Source organism: Pseudocolwellia sp. G5-9, from assembly GCF_055808995.1.
Genome location: NZ_CM147893.1, coordinates 2,753,925 through 2,774,670 on the forward strand (window position 1 = coordinate 2,753,925; position 20,746 = coordinate 2,774,670).

15 protein-coding genes are annotated in these 20,746 nt (G+C 36.4%); 8 read left to right on the top strand and 7 right to left on the bottom strand.

The window, feature by feature from the left end; translation table 11 throughout:
- Positions 1–9 precede the first annotated feature (9 nt).
- The gene (locus tag AC0L5Q_RS11905) at positions 10–285 is read left to right on the top strand and encodes an HPr family phosphocarrier protein (RefSeq protein WP_473608430.1); all 276 of its coding nucleotides are present in this window, start codon (positions 10–12) and stop codon (positions 283–285) included.
- Between the two features lie 288 nt (positions 286–573).
- On the top strand, positions 574–1,932 hold the full coding sequence (gene mgtE, locus AC0L5Q_RS11910; RefSeq protein ID WP_473618294.1) for a magnesium transporter: 1,359 nt from the start codon (positions 574–576) through the stop codon (positions 1,930–1,932).
- 328 nt (positions 1,933–2,260) lie between these two features.
- Here mgtE and pmbA read toward each other — a convergent pair whose 3' ends face one another.
- Entirely contained in the window at positions 2,261–3,616 is a 1,356-nt protein-coding gene (gene pmbA, locus AC0L5Q_RS11915; protein WP_473608434.1) for a metalloprotease PmbA, read from the bottom strand.
- Between the two features lie 140 nt (positions 3,617–3,756).
- On the opposite strand from pmbA, the gene yjgA reads away from it, so the two are divergent.
- Positions 3,757–4,275: a ribosome biogenesis factor YjgA gene (gene yjgA, locus AC0L5Q_RS11920; protein ID WP_473608438.1), complete on the top strand. Its 519-nt coding sequence runs from the start codon at positions 3,757–3,759 to the stop codon at positions 4,273–4,275.
- A gap of 57 nt (positions 4,276–4,332) precedes the next feature.
- Here the strand turns inward: yjgA and AC0L5Q_RS11925 are convergent, their stop codons facing one another.
- The 3 genes from AC0L5Q_RS11925 to AC0L5Q_RS11935 all read right to left on the bottom strand — a co-directional run bounded on the left by AC0L5Q_RS11925 (position 4,333) and on the right by AC0L5Q_RS11935 (position 7,673).
- Positions 4,333–5,220, bottom strand: coding sequence for a DMT family transporter (locus AC0L5Q_RS11925; protein WP_473608442.1), 888 nt, complete (start codon positions 5,218–5,220; stop codon positions 4,333–4,335).
- A gap of 65 nt (positions 5,221–5,285) precedes the next feature.
- Complete coding sequence (locus tag AC0L5Q_RS11930; RefSeq protein ID WP_473608445.1) at positions 5,286–6,413, bottom strand: succinylglutamate desuccinylase/aspartoacylase family protein; 1,128 nt, start codon at positions 6,411–6,413, stop codon at positions 5,286–5,288.
- Between the two features lie 27 nt (positions 6,414–6,440).
- Entirely contained in the window at positions 6,441–7,673 is a 1,233-nt protein-coding gene (locus AC0L5Q_RS11935) for a DsbA family protein (RefSeq protein ID WP_473608448.1), read from the bottom strand.
- A 186-nt stretch (positions 7,674–7,859) separates the two neighbouring features.
- On the opposite strand from AC0L5Q_RS11935, the gene AC0L5Q_RS11940 reads away from it, so the two are divergent.
- Together AC0L5Q_RS11940 and arcA are read left to right on the top strand one after the other, a co-directional pair.
- Positions 7,860–8,888, top strand: a complete 1,029-nt coding sequence (locus tag AC0L5Q_RS11940) for a methyltransferase (protein WP_473608451.1) — start codon at positions 7,860–7,862, stop codon at positions 8,886–8,888.
- A 383-nt stretch (positions 8,889–9,271) separates the two neighbouring features.
- Positions 9,272–9,973 carry a two-component system response regulator ArcA gene (arcA, locus tag AC0L5Q_RS11945; RefSeq protein ID WP_473608455.1) on the top strand — a complete coding sequence of 234 codons (702 nt, stop codon included), beginning with the start codon at positions 9,272–9,274 and terminating at the stop codon, positions 9,971–9,973.
- A 27-nt stretch (positions 9,974–10,000) separates the two neighbouring features.
- On the opposite strand, the gene AC0L5Q_RS11950 is transcribed toward arcA, so the two are convergent.
- The gene (locus tag AC0L5Q_RS11950) at positions 10,001–10,351 is read right to left on the bottom strand and encodes an Hpt domain-containing protein (protein WP_473608457.1); all 351 of its coding nucleotides are present in this window, start codon (positions 10,349–10,351) and stop codon (positions 10,001–10,003) included.
- A gap of 309 nt (positions 10,352–10,660) precedes the next feature.
- Here AC0L5Q_RS11950 and folE2 point away from each other — a divergent pair, with 309 nt between their 5' ends.
- From folE2 to AC0L5Q_RS11965, 3 genes are all read left to right on the top strand, one after another.
- Positions 10,661–11,587: a GTP cyclohydrolase FolE2 gene (gene folE2 / locus AC0L5Q_RS11955; protein WP_473608461.1), complete on the top strand. Its 927-nt coding sequence runs from the start codon at positions 10,661–10,663 to the stop codon at positions 11,585–11,587.
- 513 nt (positions 11,588–12,100) lie between these two features.
- Positions 12,101–16,567 (top strand): glutamate synthase large subunit, encoded by a 4,467-nt coding sequence (gltB, locus tag AC0L5Q_RS11960; protein WP_473608464.1) that lies wholly within the window; start codon positions 12,101–12,103, stop codon positions 16,565–16,567.
- A 28-nt stretch (positions 16,568–16,595) separates the two neighbouring features.
- A complete protein-coding gene (locus tag AC0L5Q_RS11965) occupies positions 16,596–18,011 on the top strand; it encodes an FAD-dependent oxidoreductase (protein WP_473608468.1) in 1,416 nt (471 codons plus the stop codon).
- Between the two features lie 196 nt (positions 18,012–18,207).
- Here AC0L5Q_RS11965 and AC0L5Q_RS11970 read toward each other — a convergent pair whose 3' ends face one another.
- A complete protein-coding gene (locus AC0L5Q_RS11970; protein WP_473608472.1) occupies positions 18,208–18,639 on the bottom strand; it encodes a hypothetical protein in 432 nt (143 codons plus the stop codon).
- A 192-nt stretch (positions 18,640–18,831) separates the two neighbouring features.
- Entirely contained in the window at positions 18,832–20,733 is a 1,902-nt protein-coding gene (locus AC0L5Q_RS11975) for a beta-ketoacyl synthase (RefSeq protein ID WP_473608476.1), read from the bottom strand.
- Positions 20,734–20,746 lie beyond the last annotated feature (13 nt).

The following is a 20,746-nucleotide window of genomic DNA, read 5'->3' on the forward strand; positions in this document are numbered from 1 at the left end:
GGTTATCCCATGAAAAAATGTGAAAAAACCCTAGTTATAACTAATAAACTTGGCTTACATGCCCGCGCGGCAACAAAACTGGCACAGTTATGTCAAAAATTTAATACCTCAGTAACTGTTTCTTTAGATGATAACTCTGCTGATGCAAGTAGTATTATGGGGTTAATGCTATTAGCTGGTAGCCAAGGTAAAACCGTTACAGTTGTAACGGAAGGTGTTGATGCGGAAGAAGCAATAAAAAGTATTTGCCAATTGTTTTCTGACAAATTTGACGAAGAAGAATAACCGCGTTGTAAGTTCTCTATCACAACATTCACTAGAAAAAAGCTGAAAAAACAATTAAGTTAAGTTAAACTAACTGTCATAAGTACCCCCAAATATTGTCATACTCAATACAGATAATGTGTACTATTTAGCGTTACTCATAAATGATACCAAGTTAATTAATTGGCCACTTAGCCATTTATGATTCAACTTGATATAACACAACATCAATTATTACGAGTTCTTTTTCAGTAGAATTCAAAGTATGAAGTAAACATAATCCGCCTAAGAAGCTAAATGAAGGGTTTTATGCCAGAAATTGCAGAACAAGAATATAACCAACAAAAACTCCTAGAAGTTAATGCCGCACTCGGTAGCGGTATGTTTGTTTACGTTCGAAAGTTACTGCAAAACATGCCCTCTTATGACTTAGCTTTAATTTTAGAGTCATCTCCTCCTAAAAGTCGTACTGTTTTATGGCAACTTATCGATCCCGACAATCATGGGGATGTTCTAGAAGAACTAAATGAAGAAGTTCGTAAAGGCATTCTAAAAAGTATGCATCCTGAAAAGCTCGCAGCTGTTGCTGAGGGCATGGATGTAGATGATTTAGCGGAAGTACTAAGAACATTACCCGATAGCGCCTATCAAAGCGTATTAAACTCAATGGACTCTCAAGACAGAAGTCGTGTGGAGCAAGCATTATCATACGAGGAGGATACTGCTGGCGGTATTATGAATACCGACACCATTACCATTCGTCCTGATGTGTCGGTAGATGTGGTATTAAGGTATTTACGTTTAAAAGGTAAGCTACCTGAGTCTACCGATTCTTTTTATGTGGTGGACAGGTCTGATAAATTTATCGGTTCAGTGTCTCTAGCCGCAATAGTAACAGCAAAGCCAGATGTTATAACATCAACCCTTATCGACAAAGACATAGAAGCGATTTCAGTTAACATGCCTGAAAATGAAGTTGCTCAATTATTTGAAAGGTATGACTGGTTTTCTGCACCCGTTATTGATGATAACGGACATTTACTAGGTCGTATTACTATAGATGACGTTATCGATATAATTCGTGAAGAAGCTGAGCACTCTATGATGAGTATGGCGGGTTTAGATGACGAAGCCGATACTTTCGCTCCCGTATTAAAAAGTACGCAACAACGTTCTATCTGGCTAGGTGTTAACTTAATCACGGCGTTACTCGCAGTAGCCGTTACCAGTATGTTTGAAGGATTATTTGAACAACTTGCTATTTTAGCCGTACTTAACTCTCTTGTACCTAGTATGGGCGGAGTTGCAGGAAATCAAACATTAACGCTTGTCATACGCGGTATGGCACTAGGACATGTCGGTGAAAGTAACTCTAAAACCTTATTATTAAAAGAGCTTGCTGTTGGTTTTCTTAATGGCCTCATTTGGGCGCTACTCATTGCGAGTGTTGTCGCTATATGGAAACAAGACTTTACTTTAGGTGCTGTTATCGCCTTTGCTATGTTAATGAATATGACAGCAGCAGGAATAGCTGGCGTATCAGTACCATTATTACTTAAACGTATGAATATTGATCCTGCCTTAGCGGGTAGCGTAATATTAACCACAGTAACAGATGTAGTAGGTATATTTGCCTTTTTAGGCACAGCGACCTTACTTTTAACTTAGTTAACCTGAACTTTGGTTAAGCTACTTTACTCAATAACGCTATTTAAGCGCCTATCTGCGTTGTTTTTACTTCCAATAAACCAGTTATTGTTATTGATACGCAAACACGCCTTGATATACTCTTAAATTCCTCACTGAGCTTAATTGTCTTATAAAAACTCAAGGTATACCAAGTGCTTTTTATAAATATTTATTATAAATCAAAATATTATAAAACCCGTTAACCAAAGTTCAGGTTAGTTATAAAAAACGCCCATTACCTTAGTAGTGAGCGTTTTTAATGATAATGAAAAGTCATTGAGTATTAATTCACTCAAGTTCGGATTAATTAATTTCCAGCAACCTGCATTTCATTCATTAATAAAGAGCCTGTACGGATACTTCCTCTCATATCAACATCATCACCTACAGCGATTAAACCTTTAAACATATCTTGCAAGTTACCCGCTATCGTCACTTCAGAAACAGGAAAAGCTATCTCGCCATTTTCTACCCAAAAGCCTGCAGCACCACGCGAATAATCACCATTTACAACATTCACACCTTGGCCCATAAGCTCAGTAACTAAAAAGCCTGTACCAAGCTTTTTCAACATTTGATCAAAATTACCACCTCGACCTTCGCCTTCGGCATTTAATACCCAATTATGAATGCCTCCCGCATGCCCTGTGGTTTCTAAACCAAGTTTTCGAGCTGAATATGTGGTTAATAAATATGTTTCTAAACAGCCTTTAGTAATAATTTCTCTATCAATAGTTTTAACACCTTCACTATCAAACGAGCTACTGGCTAACGCCCCTTTAATATGAGGTCGTTCACTGATATTTAAAAAATCAGGGAATACCGACTTACCCACACAATCTAACAAAAATGACGATTTTCGATATAAGTTACCACCGCTAATAGCTGCAATAAAGTGGCCAAAAATAGTATTAGCAATATCCGCTCTAAACATTACAGGCACTTTACCCGTAGGTAGTTTTTGTGGATTTAATCTTGATAATGTTTCAATCGCAGCTTGTTTACCTACGGTTGCAGCAGCATCTAACAGATCAAACTTTCTATTCACTGTATAAGCGTAATCACGTTGCATATCGTCACCTTCACCAGCGATCATTACGCAGCTTAAACTGTGTCGAGTACTCGGATACCCCACTAGCTGTCCATGTGTATTACCATATACTTTAAAACCTTCAAATGTATCTAAACTTGCTCCATCTGAATTTGTAATACGCTTATCGTAAGCTAATGCACTTTCTTCACACGCCTTGGCTATTTCAATGGCTTGATCAGTATTCATTGCTTTAGGGTGATATAAATCTAAGTTTTCTGGCTCCATGGCAAGTAAAGACTTTTCAGCTAAACCAGAACAATCATCAATAGAGGTATACTTAGCAATATTTACCGCTGCTTGCACAGCTTGCTGTAATGCTCCTTCCGAAAGGTCTGCAGTTGACGCGCTACCTTTACGGCCTCCAATATATACTGTTAGCCCTAAAGCACCATCATTGGTAAATTCGACCGTTTCTACTTCGCCCATACGAGTACCAACACTTAAGCCTTGTTGTCTGCTCATCGCAACTTCAGCAGAATCAACACCGAGTGACTCAGCTAATTCTAATACTTTAGATACGCGATCTTTTACTTGTTCAAGTTGGCTAATAATACCGTTTGATTCTGTCATGGTTAAATTTAAGTCTCTAATATATTTAGTGGTTGATGAAATACTTACAATAAGCTTGCCTACTATTTTGTAGATTATCTATTTTTGGATTACCTAGGTGTAGTATACTATTGCTAATTTCAATTATATTAACAAACATTATGCCCCAGTCTGCTAACGATATCGACGAATTAGATGAAGATTTAAAAAGTAAATCTGAAATAAAACGTGAAATGCACAAATTACAAGATTTTGGACAAAAATTAGTAGAAATGTCTAAACATCAACGTAGTCGTCTACCCTTAACTGAAGAGCTAAAAGACGCTATGATTCTGGCAGACAAAATTCTCAACAAGCATGAGGCATTACGTAGACACATTCGGCATATTGCAAAAATATTGGCCGAAACAGATCTGGAACCTATTCATCAAGCTATGGATGTTATGGCAAATAAACATCAACAAGAAGCGGTTAAGCATACTCGATTAGAAGCGCTAAGAAATGAGCTAATTGAGGGCGGTAATGAATCTATCGAGTCTTTACTTGCTGAACATCCTACAATGGAAAGACAAAAGCTTCGTCAGCTAGTACGTCAAGCAACTAAAGAAGCAAAAGCAGAAAAGCCCGCGAAATATTTTAAAGAGTTAATCGCTTACCTCAAAGCTAACATCACTTTTTAGTCATTACACTCCACAAGCTTACATTGCTACATTGAATGATCAGTTATACCTATTTTATTATTGAGATTGGTATAACCGCTTACTCAGTAGAACAAGGGCAATCCCTCCTAGCACCATTATTGTCGATATTTGTAAGCGGGTTGTCATGACTTCATTCATAAATAAAACACCACCTAAAGTTGCGATAACGGGTACTAAAAGCTGAAGTACTGCAGCTTTAGTTGTTGTTAAACCTGTTAAAGCACTATACCAAATAGCATATCCTATTCCCGACATGACAGCGCCAGATAAAACAGCAAGTAAAATACCGCGATGAGAATACTCTGTAGTAAAAATAGTAAGTAGCGTCAACACAAGAACAAACGGGATAGTACGGAAAAAATTATAACAAGTATCCATTAGAGGAGACTTTGACCCCTTACCGATTAAAGTGTAACCCGCCCAAGCAATGCCAGATAACATCATTAAAATAAAGCCAATCAAAGAAGGTGTCGTTAAATCCGGATAAATAAGATAAATAAAGCCAATACAAGCTAAGCCTAAACCACACCATTCTGCTTTTAGTAATTTATGCTTAGTAAGTAAAACAGATAAAACCATACATATTTGAACAGAACCAAACAAAATAAGTGCCCCCGTTCCAGTATCTAAATATCCATAAGCATAAGAAAATGAAAGCGCATAAACAAATAACAAAACACTACCTAACCAGCTACCTTTAGCCAACTTAGAACTAATTCCATTTCCTTGTTTATCGGTACTTTTCTCTTCTTTTTGACGATATTGCTGAAAAATCAAGATCAGGTAAAGAGCAATGCTGCCAGATAAAAGGCGAATAATAGTAAACCCTGCGGGATCAATATAGTCTTGGCCTAATGCTATGCGACAAAGAACTGAATTAGCAGCAAACGCCACTAAAGAGAGTAAGGTTAATATAAAAACCATTATACAATCGTTATCTTATTTTTATTAATCATAGATATAGGTAGACCTGTTCAGAATGAATTAACTTACAAAGTAAAATAACGAGTAAACACTTTATACAATTCAGTACCTTGATTTACGCTTGCTGATGCAAAGTGCAATATGGGTAATACATCGTAATCTAAGGTGATTTTATGTAACGGCTCACCATCACCGTAATTATCCATACGTAAAATTTGAGCTAAAGGCTTTCCTGCTGGTAATGGTGTTCCAAATTCAGCAAGATAATCGACCATTCCTCCCATGGGAGAATAGTAAGCTTTATAATCTTTTAAATAGCATGCGTAACGTTTTATACTTTCTGGTTTTAATGACGGATTTTCAATCACATTTTTACTTTGTAGGTAAGTTAAAATACTTAAGGCATCTTGATAAGCTTCCGCTAAATCTATTTGCTCTTGAGAACCAAGCTCTACAGTAAAACTTTCTTTAACGCACGTTTTCGAGCTTATTGAAAAAGTATTTCCTGCGTTATTCAGTGCTTCTTGTAGTGTCCACCACGAACAAAATGTCGCCTCATCTAATGCGCCGCTAAAAACATTTGGGATCAATATGGTATGAGGAATATTAAAATACGATGCACTTTCTTGCGCATATTCAGGGCAATATAAGTGTTTACTAGAAATGGGCCCTGTATGTAAATCTAAAACAATATCTGCTTGATGGGCGAGTTGCTGTAACTGGTAAGCAATTCTTTGCCCTGTTGTAAGACCAAACTCGTTGTTTTGAAGTTTTTTATCAATACTATCGATAAGTTGTTGTTTGAATGCGGCTTGAATATCAGACGGTTGTGCATTTTTATATTGTTCAACAAAAGGAGCAATGATACTTTCATCAAAATAATACATGCGATTCCAATTCACTCCCGTAATAGGATCAAATCGGCCTAACGTATATTCACCATTTTTATGATTACAACCTACAGGGTTTGCGTAAGGAACAAAGGTGATGTCACCATTAACTTTTGTATCTTTTAAAATTTCAAGCAATTGAAATATAACTGCATTGCCTTGAACTTCAGCGCCATGCATATTGGCTTGAATATACACGCTAGGAAAACCTTCACGACCTTTAATTCTATATACTGGAACGGTTAATTGCGCACCGCTTGCCATCTCACCAACGTGCATGACTTCTTTAGAAATGTTATTCAACTCACTACCCGTAATAAACGATTACATCTAGCTCGCTAATATAGCATCTTCTATTTGCACTAATCTATCCTGTCCCCAACAACTTACTTCCTTATATTTAAAACAAGGAACACCCCATAAGCCCATATTATTTAATGTAAGATGGTTATTGTCTGACCATAGTTGCCAGTCGTTATCTTTGCCATATTCGATAGCATCTTCATAACTAATACCGGCCTGAGCACAAATTTTCTTTATATTTTTATCTAGAGATAAATCAAGTTCTTCTACGAATACCGCTTCAAAAGCAGCTTCAATAAATTCGTACGACTTATTGTTTTTCTCTGCAAACACAAAAATTTTATATATGTTTATAACCCCTTCTTTGAGTGGATTAACATAACCTTTAAAAGAAATATTTAATTTTTTTGCCTCTCTTGCAGCATCTAACAGCATATATCGCTGCTTATACTCTGGCATTACAACACCTCTCATACTCATAGGAACTAAAGGTTTTATCACAAGAGGAACTTGATATTTATCGCTTAACTTCTTTGCTTGTATTAATCCTATATAAGCAAACGGACTATTTATAGAAATATAAGCTTCAAGGGTAGTTTCTAAGGACTTTACTGACTTATTATCAAATAATTGTAAGGTGTTTTTGTCATAGATAACTGTTTCATTTTCTTTAGACAATCCCTTATCATTTAAAAGAAACTCTAAGTGTTCTAAACGATCTATTCCTAAAAACCATTCGCCACAAAAAAATATTGAACCAGTAGCATGGCTTCCTCTTCTAAAAAGCCTCCGCTGGTTATTTATTTGTGCAGTGATCACTGGAGTCGATAAAGGAAAATGATCTGTATAATTATCTAACCACGTATCATTAAAAACCGTTAACGCATCTTGTACGTTTTTTACAGTTAACAACCACGTTTGCTGCCCTGTTACTAACGCTTTTACTGTTGGGAATGATTTAACGCTAGATAAAGCATATTTACTGGCAATATAATTCGCATCTTTGAGCGCCCATTGTTTTACTAAGGGTATATTTACTTCAGAACTCGGCGTGGTTTCTGCAACTAAATATAATTTAAACGTTAAATTAAATCGCTTTTCGATATCTGCAAGCACTTGCACCAGCATAAAACTATGCGGATCGTTTAATGACAGATACACATCTGCTATAGGTTTATTACCAAAAAATAAAGGGAGATTATAAAATCTGTAGGTTAAAAATGACCGACGCATATGACTTTGTAACCAATGTACTTTCATCCATGCTTTTAATTTGCTAAAAATAAGTTACTCCATAACTGTCGATCAATAATATAATGTTATTTTAACGTTAAAAAAATGTAAATAAAATGTTTTTTTCAATTAGCAATTGATCAACCCATTAGGATCAGGCTAATGATTACAGTAGAATGCACGATAATTATATAGTCGTATCAGTGAACCCGTATGTCTTCAAATAATGTAAACCAAATTTTATCAAGAAATATTAATAGCCTAGAGGCCATCCAACCTTTATTTATCAACCTAAAGCATGATGGTTTTATTCAAGAATATTTATTGCATTTCCCTCAAGCTAGTCTTTCTTGCTATAACACAAATTTTGAAGATTATTCCTTACATCTACACAACAAAAATATTCACTGTTCATTTTCAGCTAATTATCAAACAGAAAAAAAACACGATTTAGTTATTATCGCATTTCCCAAGAGTAAAGCAGAGCTAAACTTTACTTTAAGTATGATTGCTCACGCAACAACGCCAAATACGAAAATAATTATAGTTGGTGAAAACAAAAGTGGCATAAAATCACTTGAAAAGGTGGCTGAAAAAACCTTAGTTAATTGTCAAAAATTTGATTCTGCGCGGCACTGCTTGCTGTTTGCTGCTAGTCTCGCAACTATCCCTCCTTTTAAACTAGATGACTGGTATAGTTATTACGACGTTGATATAAACAAAGTCCAAATAAAAGTTGCAGCATTACCTGGTGTGTTCAGCCACAAAGGTTTAGATAAAGGTACTCGAGTGTTACTAGAACACCTACCCACAATTAAAAGCGGAGATATGCTAGATTTTGGTTGTGGTGCAGGAGTTATAGCAAACTTTATCGGGAAAAAGTATCCAGAGGTAAAACTCAACTTATTAGACGTAAATGCGCTCGCACTGGAATCATCACACAAAACACTAAAATTAAATAATTTATCCGGTAACGTATTTGCTTCTAATAGCTTATCCGAAGTAAAAAATAAATATGACGTTGTTGTGTCAAACCCTCCTTTTCATCAAGGCGTTACGACTAATTATCAAGCTACGGAAAGTTTTTTAAGTGGTATCAAACAATATTTACGTAATAATGCTCATGTTTTCATTGTGGCTAACAGCTTTCTCAAATATGAACCTATCATGCAAAAGACTATCGGTAAAACATCACGCTTACTCTCCGAAAAAGGTTTTACAATATATAAATGTGGAGCCTGATATTTCTCAAAATATTTTATTAATGGCATTGAGCATACACTCGTTAAGATTAAGTAATTAAAATACGATAAAATAAACACTTAACGACACTAGACATATAAGATAAATACTTTTATTTAAAAAATATCTTAATATTAATGTAGCTAATTAATGCAAAATGTAAAATTTGTGTTAACTTAAATAGTATAGAGGATGGTTAGATTATTTCTTAGCCAATATAAATATATTTTTATATTTTATACACCTATAGCAGCATTGTGTTTTAGCTCAGGGTTATATAACATAATATACAATCGGCTAGTTAACCAATAATAAACATACTGATTCTCGATTTATAGCTTTTATTACCTATAAGTACGTGGAATTAACCTGGACGAAATCAAATGCAAAAAACTCATATACTTATCGTAGAAGACGAAGAAGTTACACGATTTAGCCTACGAAATTTATTTGAAGCAGAAGGTTATCTTGTATCTGAAGCAACAGATGGCGAAAGCATGGATCAACAGCTACAACAGCATGCTATTAATCTCGTTATTATGGATATAAACCTCCCTGGGAAAAATGGCTTACTACTCGCTAGAGAATTAGCAAGTAATCGTGATATGGGCTTGATATTTTTAACTGGCCGAGATAGCGATATAGATAAAATACTTGGATTAGAAATTGGTGCAGATGATTATTTAACCAAACCATTTAATCCACGAGAACTCACTATAAGAGCTAGAAATATCTTAAGTCGCATTTCAAGTACGAGTTCTGAATCAGACAATGCGGTTATTACCTTTAATCAATGGACACTAGATGGCAATTCAAGAAAAATGACTTCGCCAAAGGGTGATGTTATTGCCATACCAAGAGGTGAATATAGAGCGTTACACCTTCTCATTGAAAATGCAGGTCAAATAGTAACAAGACAACAATTAATTAAAGAAATGACAGGCCGAGATTTACGTTCTAATGACCGAACAGTTGATGTAACAATCCGACGTCTTCGTAAACATTTTGAATCTATAGAAGGTTCTACTGAATTAATCAATACCATTCATGGTGAAGGATATAGATTCATTGGCACCGTTGATTAATTAAAATCAGAGAATGGTTAAAAGCATCTACGATGCTTTACTTAACCATTCTCTAAATTCATTGTAAGCATTCGTATTCAATTCATTTAATTCTTCTAAATACATTTTTTTAGTCGCTTCAACTTCTTCACTTTTCTCAATAGCAGCCAATTTCTTGTGTACAAGTAGCAGACCTACACTTCCTGCAGCTCCTTTCATCTTATGGCAACTCTCTTGCCAAAGCTTTTGTTTTTCAGAAACCACTGTATCTGAAATTTCTTCAATATAAATAGCGGACTGACCTATATAAAGATCTAGCATCTGTTGAACAACAGATTTACCTAAATTATCAATATAACCTTGTAACAAACTTAAATCTAAGTGCTCAGTTTGATTCACTTTTATTCCTTTTTATTTGATCTACTTTTAATAAAAACTATTGTACCAAGCCAGTAAAAAAAGTTATACGAACATTTACTTTTATCATCGATAACCAGCATAAATATTGATTTTAAATGAGCTTTCCGTCAGAATAGCCGCGATTTAGATATGGGCGCAGTATTCCATTATTACTTATTGTTCTACACGATAAATTTTTAGTTCTTTATCCATATTAAAAATACGATAAACTCTGTGCCTTGAATTTTAATGCTTAAGTAACCACATAATAAGCCATTACAACATTTAGCTATAAATAGCGGAGTATAAATGCCAACATCAATGCCTGATATTGCCAATCACACTACAGCACAAACTGAAGGTACTTTAGATTGGGTAGGTATGAGCAATATCGAGATGCCTATTGTAGTCGCATCGAAAAACGAATCGGAACGTATGGTTTCGGCACATGTTGACGCATTTGTTAATCTTAAAGAGCCAAAAGCTAAAGGTATACACATGTCTCGTTTATACCTTCAATTAGACGATTTATCGAATAATGGCGTACTGGATCATCAAAGTTTAGTCACACTACTTGATGGTTTTATCAGTAGCCATCAAGATTTGAGTGATAATGCCAAGGTGCAATTCAACTTTGACTATCATTTGCGTAGAAAGTCACTGATCAGTGGCAAGCAAGGCTGGAAAGCCTACCCGGTTACCATTACAGGTCGAGTAAATAAAGGTAAACTAACTGTAGAGTTAAGCATAGATATAAGATATTCATCTACATGCCCATGTTCTGCGGCACTTGCTAGACAGCTGATTCAAAAAGCATTTTCGGATAAATTTAGCTCACAAGAGCAAATAGATTTAGAAGACGTACATGCTTGGTTAGGGACAACAGAAGGTGTTGTTGCTACACCACATAGTCAACGCTCTGTTGCTGAAATTAAAGTACTACTAAATAATGAATCACAAGAATTTCCGATCACATATTTAGTCGATCTTGTTGAAGGCGCCTTAAAAACTCCTGTACAAGCTGCAGTAAAACGTGAAGACGAACAAGAGTTTGCTCGCTTAAACGGTCAAAACTTAATGTTTTGTGAAGATGCAGCTCGTCGATTACAACATGCGATGAACCAAACAACTAACATTGATGATTTTTGGCTGAAAATAAACCATTTAGAATCTTTACATGCTCATGATGCTGTTAGCATTACGACTAAAGGTATTCCAAACGGTTACCAAGCTTAATTATGTTGAAAAGCAAAGTAGTTTCTTTAAATAAAAAACCACTTTGCTTACTTTAAATCAAAAAGCATAAATCATCTTAAATTACATTAACTTAACTCTGCATCAACAAATAAACATCTTTCTTTTTATTCAATACATTCAATTAAAGTGAATAAAAGCCCAATAAAAACTGAATATATAAGCTATAACCTATAACCAAAACGACTATGTAATAAATTTACATACAATTGAAGAATATAACTAAAAAATGTACCAAACTGCTCATTTATCCTTCTTATCACTCCATAAATAACTAAAAAAATAAAATAAAAGTACAATATATTCATATAGATACATAAATGTAAGTAAGTTACGAGCAAATACTCTATTTTTATTGACCTTTTTATAAAAAGTGTTTAATCTAGCGGGTTCCTCTTGGCTAAAAAATAGGGTGTTTATGCATTTTTTACATAACTTTATTCTTTTTTTTAATTCCTGTATTGCCAAGACGATATAATAATTAGGAGAGACAACATGCAGCTTTATGATCCCAACTTCCAAAAAGACAATTGTGGATTTGGTTTAATCGCTCATCAACATGGTGAAACGAGCCATAAGCTCATTAAAACCGCTATTCATGCTTTAGACCGTATGCAACACCGTGGTGGCATCGCTGCCGACGGTAAAACAGGCGACGGTTGTGGTTTATTAATGCAAAAACCCGATTCATTTTTTCGCGCTATTGCCGAAGAAAACAATTGGCAATTAGGTCGTAAGTACGCGGTAGGGATGATCTTTTTAAATCCCGATCCAATCGAGGCTGCTCTTTCTAAAAGGATTTTCGAAGAAGAATTATCAAGAGAAACACTAACATTAGTTGGCTGGAGAGAGGTTCCTACTGATAAATCAATTTTAGGTGAAATTGCTGCAGGAAATTTACCGGCTATTGAACAAGTATTTGTTGATGCTCCTCCAGGATGGCGTAATCGCGATCTAGAGCGTCGTCTATACATGGCGCGTCGTCGTGCTGAAAAACGTATTACTGATGAACGTTTTTATGTTGCAAGCTTATCTTGCTCTGTAATAATCTACAAAGGCTTAGTCATGCCTGTAGATTTACCAAATTTTTACTTAGACTTAGCTGATATTCGCTTACAAAGCGCGATCTGTGTATTCCATCAACGTTTTTCTACAAATACATCTCCACAGTGGCATCTAGCGCAACCTTTCCGCTTTTTAGCTCACAATGGCGAAATTAATACCATTAAAGGTAACAGACAGTGGAGTCGCGCGCGTACCTACCGCTTCCAATCACCTTTGTTACCCGATTTACAAGATGCTGCACCATTTGTTAATGAAAGTGGTTCTGACTCTTCATCATTAGATAACATGCTTGAGCTATTTTTAGCCGGTGGCATGGATTTATACCGTGCAATGCGCTTGCTTATGCCTCCTGCGTGGCAAAATAGCCCTTGTATGGATGATGACCTAAAAGCATTTTATGAATTTAACTCAATGCACATGGAACCATGGGACGGCCCTGCTGGGGTTGTTATGACTAACGGTCGTCATGTTGCTTGTAACCTAGATAGAAATGGCTTACGTCCTGCTCGTTACGTTATTACACGTAATGGCTTCATTACACTAGCTTCTGAAGTAGGTATTTGGGATTACGGCGAAGATGAAGTGGTAGAGAAAGGACGTGTAGGTCCTGGAGAAATGCTTGCTATAGATACCTATACAGGTAAAGTATTCAATTCTGCCGCGATCGATAATGAATTAAAAGTACGTCACCCATACAGAGAATGGTTAGATAGTAATATTCGCCGCTTAGTACCATTTGGTGAATTAGCGGGTGATCTCATTGGTAAACGTGCTTTTGACGATAAAGAAATATCTACATACCATAAATTATTCAACTATAGCTATGAAGAAATTCATCAAGTAGTTAAAACAATGGCTGAAAATGGTCAAGAAGCGACGGGTTCTATGGGTGATGATACACCTATGGCTGTATTATCTAGTCAATCACGTTCTTTGTATGATTATTTCCGTCAACAATTCGCGCAAGTCACAAACCCTCCTATTGATCCATTACGTGAACGTTACGTTATGTCTTTAGGTACATGTATTGGTCGCGAGCATAACGTTTTCAATGAAACAACAGGTCATGCTGACCGTATTTTATTTGAAACGCCGGTCCTTATGTACACAGGTTTAAAGCAATTACGTGAACTGGATCCTGAACATTATAAAAGCCATACAATAGCTTTAAACTATGATCAAACAGAAGGCTTAGAAGCTGCTATAATTCGTGTATGTAACGAAGCTGTTGATTTAGTACGCAACCAAAACACGGTTATTTTAATATTATCTGACCGTAAAATTGCAAAAGGTAAGTTACCTATTCCTGCGGCTATGGCTGTAGGTGCTGTACAAAAACGTTTAGTAGATGAACAACTACGTTGTGATTCTAATATGGTTGTTGAAACAGGCTCTGTACGTGACTCACATCAATTCGCTGTACTTCTTGGTTTAGGCGCTACAGCAATTTATCCATACTTAGCTTATGAAACTATTGAACAACTTGTTGAACAAGGTCAAATTGATCTTCCAGTTCGAGAAGCTGTTGTTAGCTACCGTAATGGTATTGACAAAGGTTTGTTAAAAATACTCTCTAAAATGGGTATTTCAACGATAGCAAGTTACCGCTGTGCAGGTTTATTTGAAGTTATCGGCTTAAACGATAACATCATGAAACTTTGTTTCCCTGAGTTACCTAGTCGTCTTCAAGGTGCAGATTTTGAAGATATTGAACAAGACAACATTAACTTAGCCCGTAAAGCATTTTTACCACATCAAAAACTACCTCATGGCGGTTTATTAAAGTATGTACATAATGGTGAATACCATGCGTATAACCCTGATGTTGTAAGTACTTTACAAAAAGCAGTTCGTTCGGGTGAATATTCTGATTATCGCATATACGCCGATACGGTAAATAATCGCCCTGTTGCTATGTTACGTGATCTTCTTGCATTAAAAGATGATACACAAAGTATTGATATTAGCCGTGTTGAACCTGATAGCGAAATGTTTAAACGTTTTGATAGTGCTGCTATGTCTATTGGTGCATTAAGTCCTGAAGCTCATGAAGCTTTAGCGATTGCAATGAACCGCTTAGGTGGTTATTCAAACTCAGGTGAAGGTGGTGAAGACGAACGACGTTTTGGTACAGTGAAAAACTCACGTATCAAACAAATCGCTTCAGGTCGCTTTGGGGTTACTCCACATTACTTAGTAAATGCTGACGTACTACAAATCAAAGTAGCGCAAGGTGCTAAACCAGGTGAAGGTGGTCAATTACCTGGTGATAAAGTATCACCATTAATTGCTAAATTAAGATTCTCGGTTCCAGGTGTAACATTAATCTCACCTCCTCCGCATCATGATATTTACTCAATTGAAGATTTAGCTCAGCTAATTTTCGATTTAAAACAAGTTAACCCTAAAGCTGTTGTATCCGTTAAGTTAGTATCTGGCCCAGGTGTTGGAACTATTGCTTCTGGTGTAGCTAAAGCTTACGCAGACTTTATTACTATTTCAGGTTATGACGGTGGTACAGCTGCAAGTCCATTAACCTCTGTAAAATATGCAGGTTGTCCGTGGGAGCTAGGCTTAGCTGAAGCTCATCAATCACTTGTTTCAAATGGTTTACGTCATAAAGTACGCTTACAAGTTGATGGCGGTTTAAAAACTGGTATCGATATTGTTAAAGCTGCTATTTTAGGTGCTGAAAGCTTTGGTTTCGGTACAGCTCCTATGATAACGTTAGGATGTAAATTCTTACGTATATGTCATTTAAATAACTGTGCAACAGGTGTTGCAACACAAGATGACGTGCTTAGAGAGCAGTTCTTTAAAGGTTTACCTGATCAAGTAATGAATTACTTTAAATTTATTGCACACGACGTACGTGAAATTTTAGCTAAACTAGGTGTTGAAAGCTTAACAGATATTATTGGTAGAACAGATTTATTAGTACCTTTAGCGGGCATTACAGCTAAACAGCAGAAACTGGACTTATCTCCAATTATTGCGCCTGTTATTGCTGGTCCTAATACAGCTCAATACAAAACGGAAGATAACGTGGCGTATGACGAAGGTAAGCTTAACCAAGAAATGTTAGCTGCAGCTTCAGATGCTATAGCACATAGCACAGGTGGAGAATATAGATTTACTATTCAAAATACTGATCGCTCTGTGGGTGCCTCTTTATCTGGTGAAATCGCTCGTCATCATGGCGATCAAGGTATGGCTGCCTCACCAATTAAGATTAGTTTATCAGGTACGGCTGGGCAAAGCTTTGGTGTATGGAATGCTGGCGGTTTAGAGCTTTCATTAACGGGTGATGCAAACGACTATGTAGGTAAAGGCATGGCTGGTGGTAAGTTAACTGTTAAACCACCAAAAGGTGTTGCTTACCTTTCACACGAAACCATGATTATGGGTAACACCTGTTTATATGGTGCAACAGGCGGTAAATTATACGCATGTGGACGCGCTGGTGAACGATTTGGTGTTCGTAACTCTGGTTGTCATGCTGTTGTTGAAGGTACAGGTGATCATACTTGTGAATACATGACAGGTGGTGTTGTTACCGTACTTGGCAACGTAGGTGTAAACTTTGGTGCAGGTATGACTGGTGGTTTCGCTTATGTACTTGATGAAGCAAACGATTTAGATATTCGCTTAAATAAAGAGTCTATCGAAATGTTATCTATTGATAATGATGATCTAACCATTCATCAAGAGCACTTACGTGGCATTATCAGTCAGCACGTTGAAGAAACAGGCAGTATTCGTGCACAAGAAATTCTAGCTAATTTTGATGCATTTGCGCCATTATTTAAATTAGTTAAACCAAAAGCTACTGATGTGAAAACTTTATTGGGTCATCGTAGCCGTTCATCTGCAGAACTTCGCGTTCAAGCACAGTAATCTGAACGCGAATTGAGGAAGAAACAGAATGAGTAAAAATGTTTATCAATTTATCGACGTTAAACGTATCGATCCGCCGAAAAAGAAAATCGAAGATCGTAAAATTAACTTCGTTGAAATTTATCAGCCACTAGGTACTGAACAAAGTGCCGGCCAAGCTGACCGTTGTTTAGATTGTGGTAACCCATATTGTGAATGGAAATGTCCAGTTCATAATTATATCCCACAATGGCTAGAGCTAGTCACTGAAGGTAAGATTTTTGAAGCGGCTGACTTATGTCACCAAACTAATAGCTTACCTGAAATGTGTGGACGTGTTTGTCCACAAGATAGATTATGTGAGTCGGCTTGTACACTAAATGAAGACTTTGGCGCTGTAACCATTGGTAATATTGAAAAATATATTACTGACACCGCATTTGCCCAAGGTTGGAGACCTGATTTATCAGGTGTTGAAAAGCTAGGTAAGAAAGTGGCTATTATTGGCGCAGGCCCTGCTGGGCTTTCATGTGCAGATGTATTAACACGTAATGGTATTGACGCTGTAGTTTACGATAAGCACGCTGAAATTGGCGGTTTATTAACTTTTGGTATCCCTTCATTCAAATTAGAAAAAGAGGTTATCAAAAAACGTCGTGAAATTTTTGAAGGTATGGGAATCGAATTCAAATTAAATGTTAACGTTGGTGTTGATATTACATTTGAATCATTAAGCGAAGAGTACGATGCAGTATTTTTAGCTTTAGGTACATACACGGATATGACTGGTGGCTTCGAAAACGAAGGCGCTACAGGTGTTTACAACGCATTAGATTTTTTAATTGGCAATACTCAAAACTTAATGGGTATTACTGAAAATGCAAAACCTTATGTTAGCTTTGATAAGAAAAAAGTGATTGTGCTTGGTGGTGGTGATACTGCGATGGACTGTGTACGTACATCAGTACGTCAAGGTGCTACAGAAGTTACCTGTGCATACCGCCGTGATGAAGCCAACATGCCAGGCTCTCCACGTGAAGTACAAAATGCTAAAGAAGAAGGTGTAAACTTTGCCTTTAACATTCAGCCTTTAGATATTGCTACTGATGCTAACGGTAATGCTTGTGGTGTTAAATTTGTTAAAACTCAACTAGGCGCTCCTGATGCTAACGGCAGACGTAACCCTGAGCCTATTGAAGGTTCTGAGTTTGTAATGGAAGCTGATGCTGTTGTTATAGCATTTGGTTTCTTACCAAGTCCTCCGCAATGGATGAAAGATGCAGGTGTAGAACTTGACTCTAGAGGTCGTGTTGTCGCTGTTGAAAATAGTAATTTTGCGCTACAAACAAGTAAAGAAAACATCTTTGCTGGTGGTGATATGGTATTAGGTTCAGACCTAGTTGTTACTGCTGTAGATCAAGGCAGAAAAGCAGCTTTAGGTATACTTGATTACGTATGTAATTAAATAAAACCTCACAATATTTAAAAAGCCTAAGTAACTCTGTTGCTTAGGCTTTTTTAGTTATTAGCCAAAGAATACGAACTTCATTAATCATTACTACGAATTGAAACCATCAAAAATGTAGCTCTGTAATAATAAAAAAGCTCAATATAAATATTGAGCTTGCCAAATTAAAGCTATTTTATTTATAGAGAAACAATTAAAGCTTAGATTCCATTTTTGCTTTTTCGGCTTCTTTCTTTGATTTTTCTTTCTTGGCTTTAGCGGCGTCTTTTTTCGATTTAGCCTTATCTTTCATCTTTGCTTTTTTATCACTCATTGAAGACTTAGCTTTATCTTTTTTTGATTTTGCTTTATCTGTCAAATCAGCTTTAGCACTTTTACTTTTAGACGTTGCCGCATCTTTTTTAGATGTAGCTTTTTTCTCAAGTGTACTTTTGCCTTTCGCCGCTCGACAATGTGCCGCAACCGAAGCACCATCTTTACGTTTATAACCTTTTACCCAACTACATGATGAACTACTTGAACAAGCAGACGCAGACATCCCCTTACAATCTGCCGCATTTGCTGAAGTTAGCGTTAAACCAAAGCCAATTACAACAGCTATTAAACCTTTCATTATTCCTTTCATAATATTCTCCTGTTATATGAATGTTAAACGCACATTAGCAACTATTGAATGAGTTATTTTATTTGTCTGGCAAATGTGCGTTAACAAAAATATAACATTAGGGTATGAAAAATCAACAATTACTTATATTTAAGTAAAAAAAAGCTTGAATGCGTAACATTCAAGCTTAAATATTAAGTGACGTTTATAAAACTAAAACATATCTTCAAATGGGTTTTGATGAGGTAACTCTATCTCTAATTCAAAACTCGGTATGTTCATACTTTCTTTCGTCATCACAATATCGCTTTCTTCAATCATGCCATTACCAAAACGATAGATTAGATCAAATTCGCCATTATCAGCTTTTTCTTGATAAACTTTTTGTGCCTGAGTTACTTTTTCTGTTTTATCAATATAAGCTTTAAATACCTCAGTACCATAACGTTTTTCTAACATTGATAAGGTCACAGATGGCGAAAATAATGTTGCTGTCGCATTATTACCACCAAAACCTTTAGAGTTTATAAAAGCAATATCCATAGCACCACAATCCCAATGCTCTGTAGTAATTTTTAAATGCTCGTCGTATACATCATCAGCTACAGCATCGATAGTGTTAATACCTGGCATAATATGATGAGCAAATATTCCTAACGCCATAGTAAATTGGTCTCCACTTGCAGGTGCTATGGTGTGTCCTACATAAGCTTTTGGTGCAGCTATTGGCCAATCATTAATATCAAAGGTTTTAGCAATACGATCATAAATTAACGATTCGGTCACTCTGTTCTGTGGTGTACTTGAACCGTGAGCTAAAATAAAACTACGCTTTTGTACTGACTCGTCACCTAAAACACTATTCGCTAATGCCACTGATTTAGCCATAGTAATATAATTACCAGGTCCAGGAGCTGTGATGGACTTTTTAACGCCATCAGCATTAATAAATACATCAGCAACAGAACCTAAAGGTTTAGCACCTAACTCAATCGCTAAAGCATCATCCATCAATACAAAAAAGTGTGCAGCTTCACCAATGGTAAATCCACAGTTTTGGCCAAACGGACGACTAGTACGACGGTGATCGGCTTCACCTTCTGTAATGCCATCAAGCTTTTTCAAACCTTCTTCATTAGCTAAGGCGCTCATGTTACCAAAGCCTTCAATAATTTCAGGCGTGATTGGACTTTCACTACTACCTACAATAGCAACACGAATACGGCCTGCTTTCATGTCTTGAATAGCATTTCGTAAGTTATATAAAAAACTAGCACAAGCGCCTGTTGCTGTTGATGTAGTACCAACAGAACCTGTTACATAAGCGTTGATGAAATCAGACGACATACTATTTAAACCAAGCGCTAAATTTTTAGTTGTAACGCGTTCACCATTTAAACGGTTTTTCATCATTCCGCCTAAACCTTCAGCCTGCATTTGACCAAAACCTGAACTTGAATAAGTCCCCACTAAATCAGGGCTTATTTTGGCAATAATTTCATCCCACGAAAAACCCGTTGAATGAATAGCATCTGCAGCACCAAAAATAGTGGTTTGTAAACCACGAGGCTGATAACGGCTATTGTATAAGTTAGCCGGCTCAAAACCTGTCGGTAACTGACCAGCCGCTTTAATTGGGTTATTGCGAACAGTATCGTGTTTTACTTCAAGCTCGCCTTCAATTTCAACACGTACTTTTTTATCTTCTAATTCAGTGACTTTCCATGCGCTAGGTAAAGGTACAGGTAAGTCTCTTTTACGCATTTCAAAACAAATAGCATTATCTGCTTGCTGCATGGTAATTTTTTGATGCCAATGCGTTGCATCAGGATCAAAATGATTTTTCTCAATTTTTCGGATCAAAGTGCCATCAAGTATCTGTTGCCCAAAGACTTTTTCAACGTCTTGCTTAGCAACAATATTACCTTCTGAATCAACTAAACTGCCATTATCAGCTTTGACTAAATTCATTAACGTGGCTAAGCCAACGAAAGTTTCTTGTCTTGCTTCTGCATTTAATTTATCAATAACAATACGGCGAAATCCTTGATGAAAAGATGAGCGACCCGAAGCATTAATGCCACCCATGCCAACAATAAGAGGTAAAGCAGTCATAACAAACCTTAAA

Bases quoted from the DNA above. Each gene is read 5' to 3' on its own strand.
- AC0L5Q_RS11905 (WP_473608430.1), top strand. From the start codon at position 10: ATGAAAAAATGTGAAAAAACCCTAGTTATAACTAATAAACTTGGCTTA.
- yjgA (WP_473608438.1), top strand. From the start codon at position 3,757: ATGCCCCAGTCTGCTAACGATATCGACGAATTAGATGAAGATTTAAAA.
- AC0L5Q_RS11970 (WP_473608472.1), bottom strand. From the start codon at position 18,639: ATGAAAGGAATAATGAAAGGTTTAATAGCTGTTGTAATTGGCTTTGGT.
- AC0L5Q_RS11975 (WP_473608476.1), bottom strand. From the start codon at position 20,733: ATGACTGCTTTACCTCTTATTGTTGGCATGGGTGGCATTAATGCTTCG.
- AC0L5Q_RS11935 (WP_473608448.1), bottom strand. From the start codon at position 7,673: ATGAAAGTACATTGGTTACAAAGTCATATGCGTCGGTCATTTTTAACC.
- gltB (WP_473608464.1), top strand. From the start codon at position 12,101: ATGCAGCTTTATGATCCCAACTTCCAAAAAGACAATTGTGGATTTGGT.
- pmbA (WP_473608434.1), bottom strand. From the start codon at position 3,616: ATGACAGAATCAAACGGTATTATTAGCCAACTTGAACAAGTAAAAGAT.
- mgtE (WP_473618294.1), top strand. From the start codon at position 574: ATGCCAGAAATTGCAGAACAAGAATATAACCAACAAAAACTCCTAGAA.
- folE2 (WP_473608461.1), top strand. From the start codon at position 10,661: ATGCCAACATCAATGCCTGATATTGCCAATCACACTACAGCACAAACT.
- AC0L5Q_RS11965 (WP_473608468.1), top strand. From the start codon at position 16,596: ATGAGTAAAAATGTTTATCAATTTATCGACGTTAAACGTATCGATCCG.
- AC0L5Q_RS11940 (WP_473608451.1), top strand. From the start codon at position 7,860: ATGTCTTCAAATAATGTAAACCAAATTTTATCAAGAAATATTAATAGC.
- AC0L5Q_RS11925 (WP_473608442.1), bottom strand. From the start codon at position 5,220: ATGGTTTTTATATTAACCTTACTCTCTTTAGTGGCGTTTGCTGCTAAT.
- arcA (WP_473608455.1), top strand. From the start codon at position 9,272: ATGCAAAAAACTCATATACTTATCGTAGAAGACGAAGAAGTTACACGA.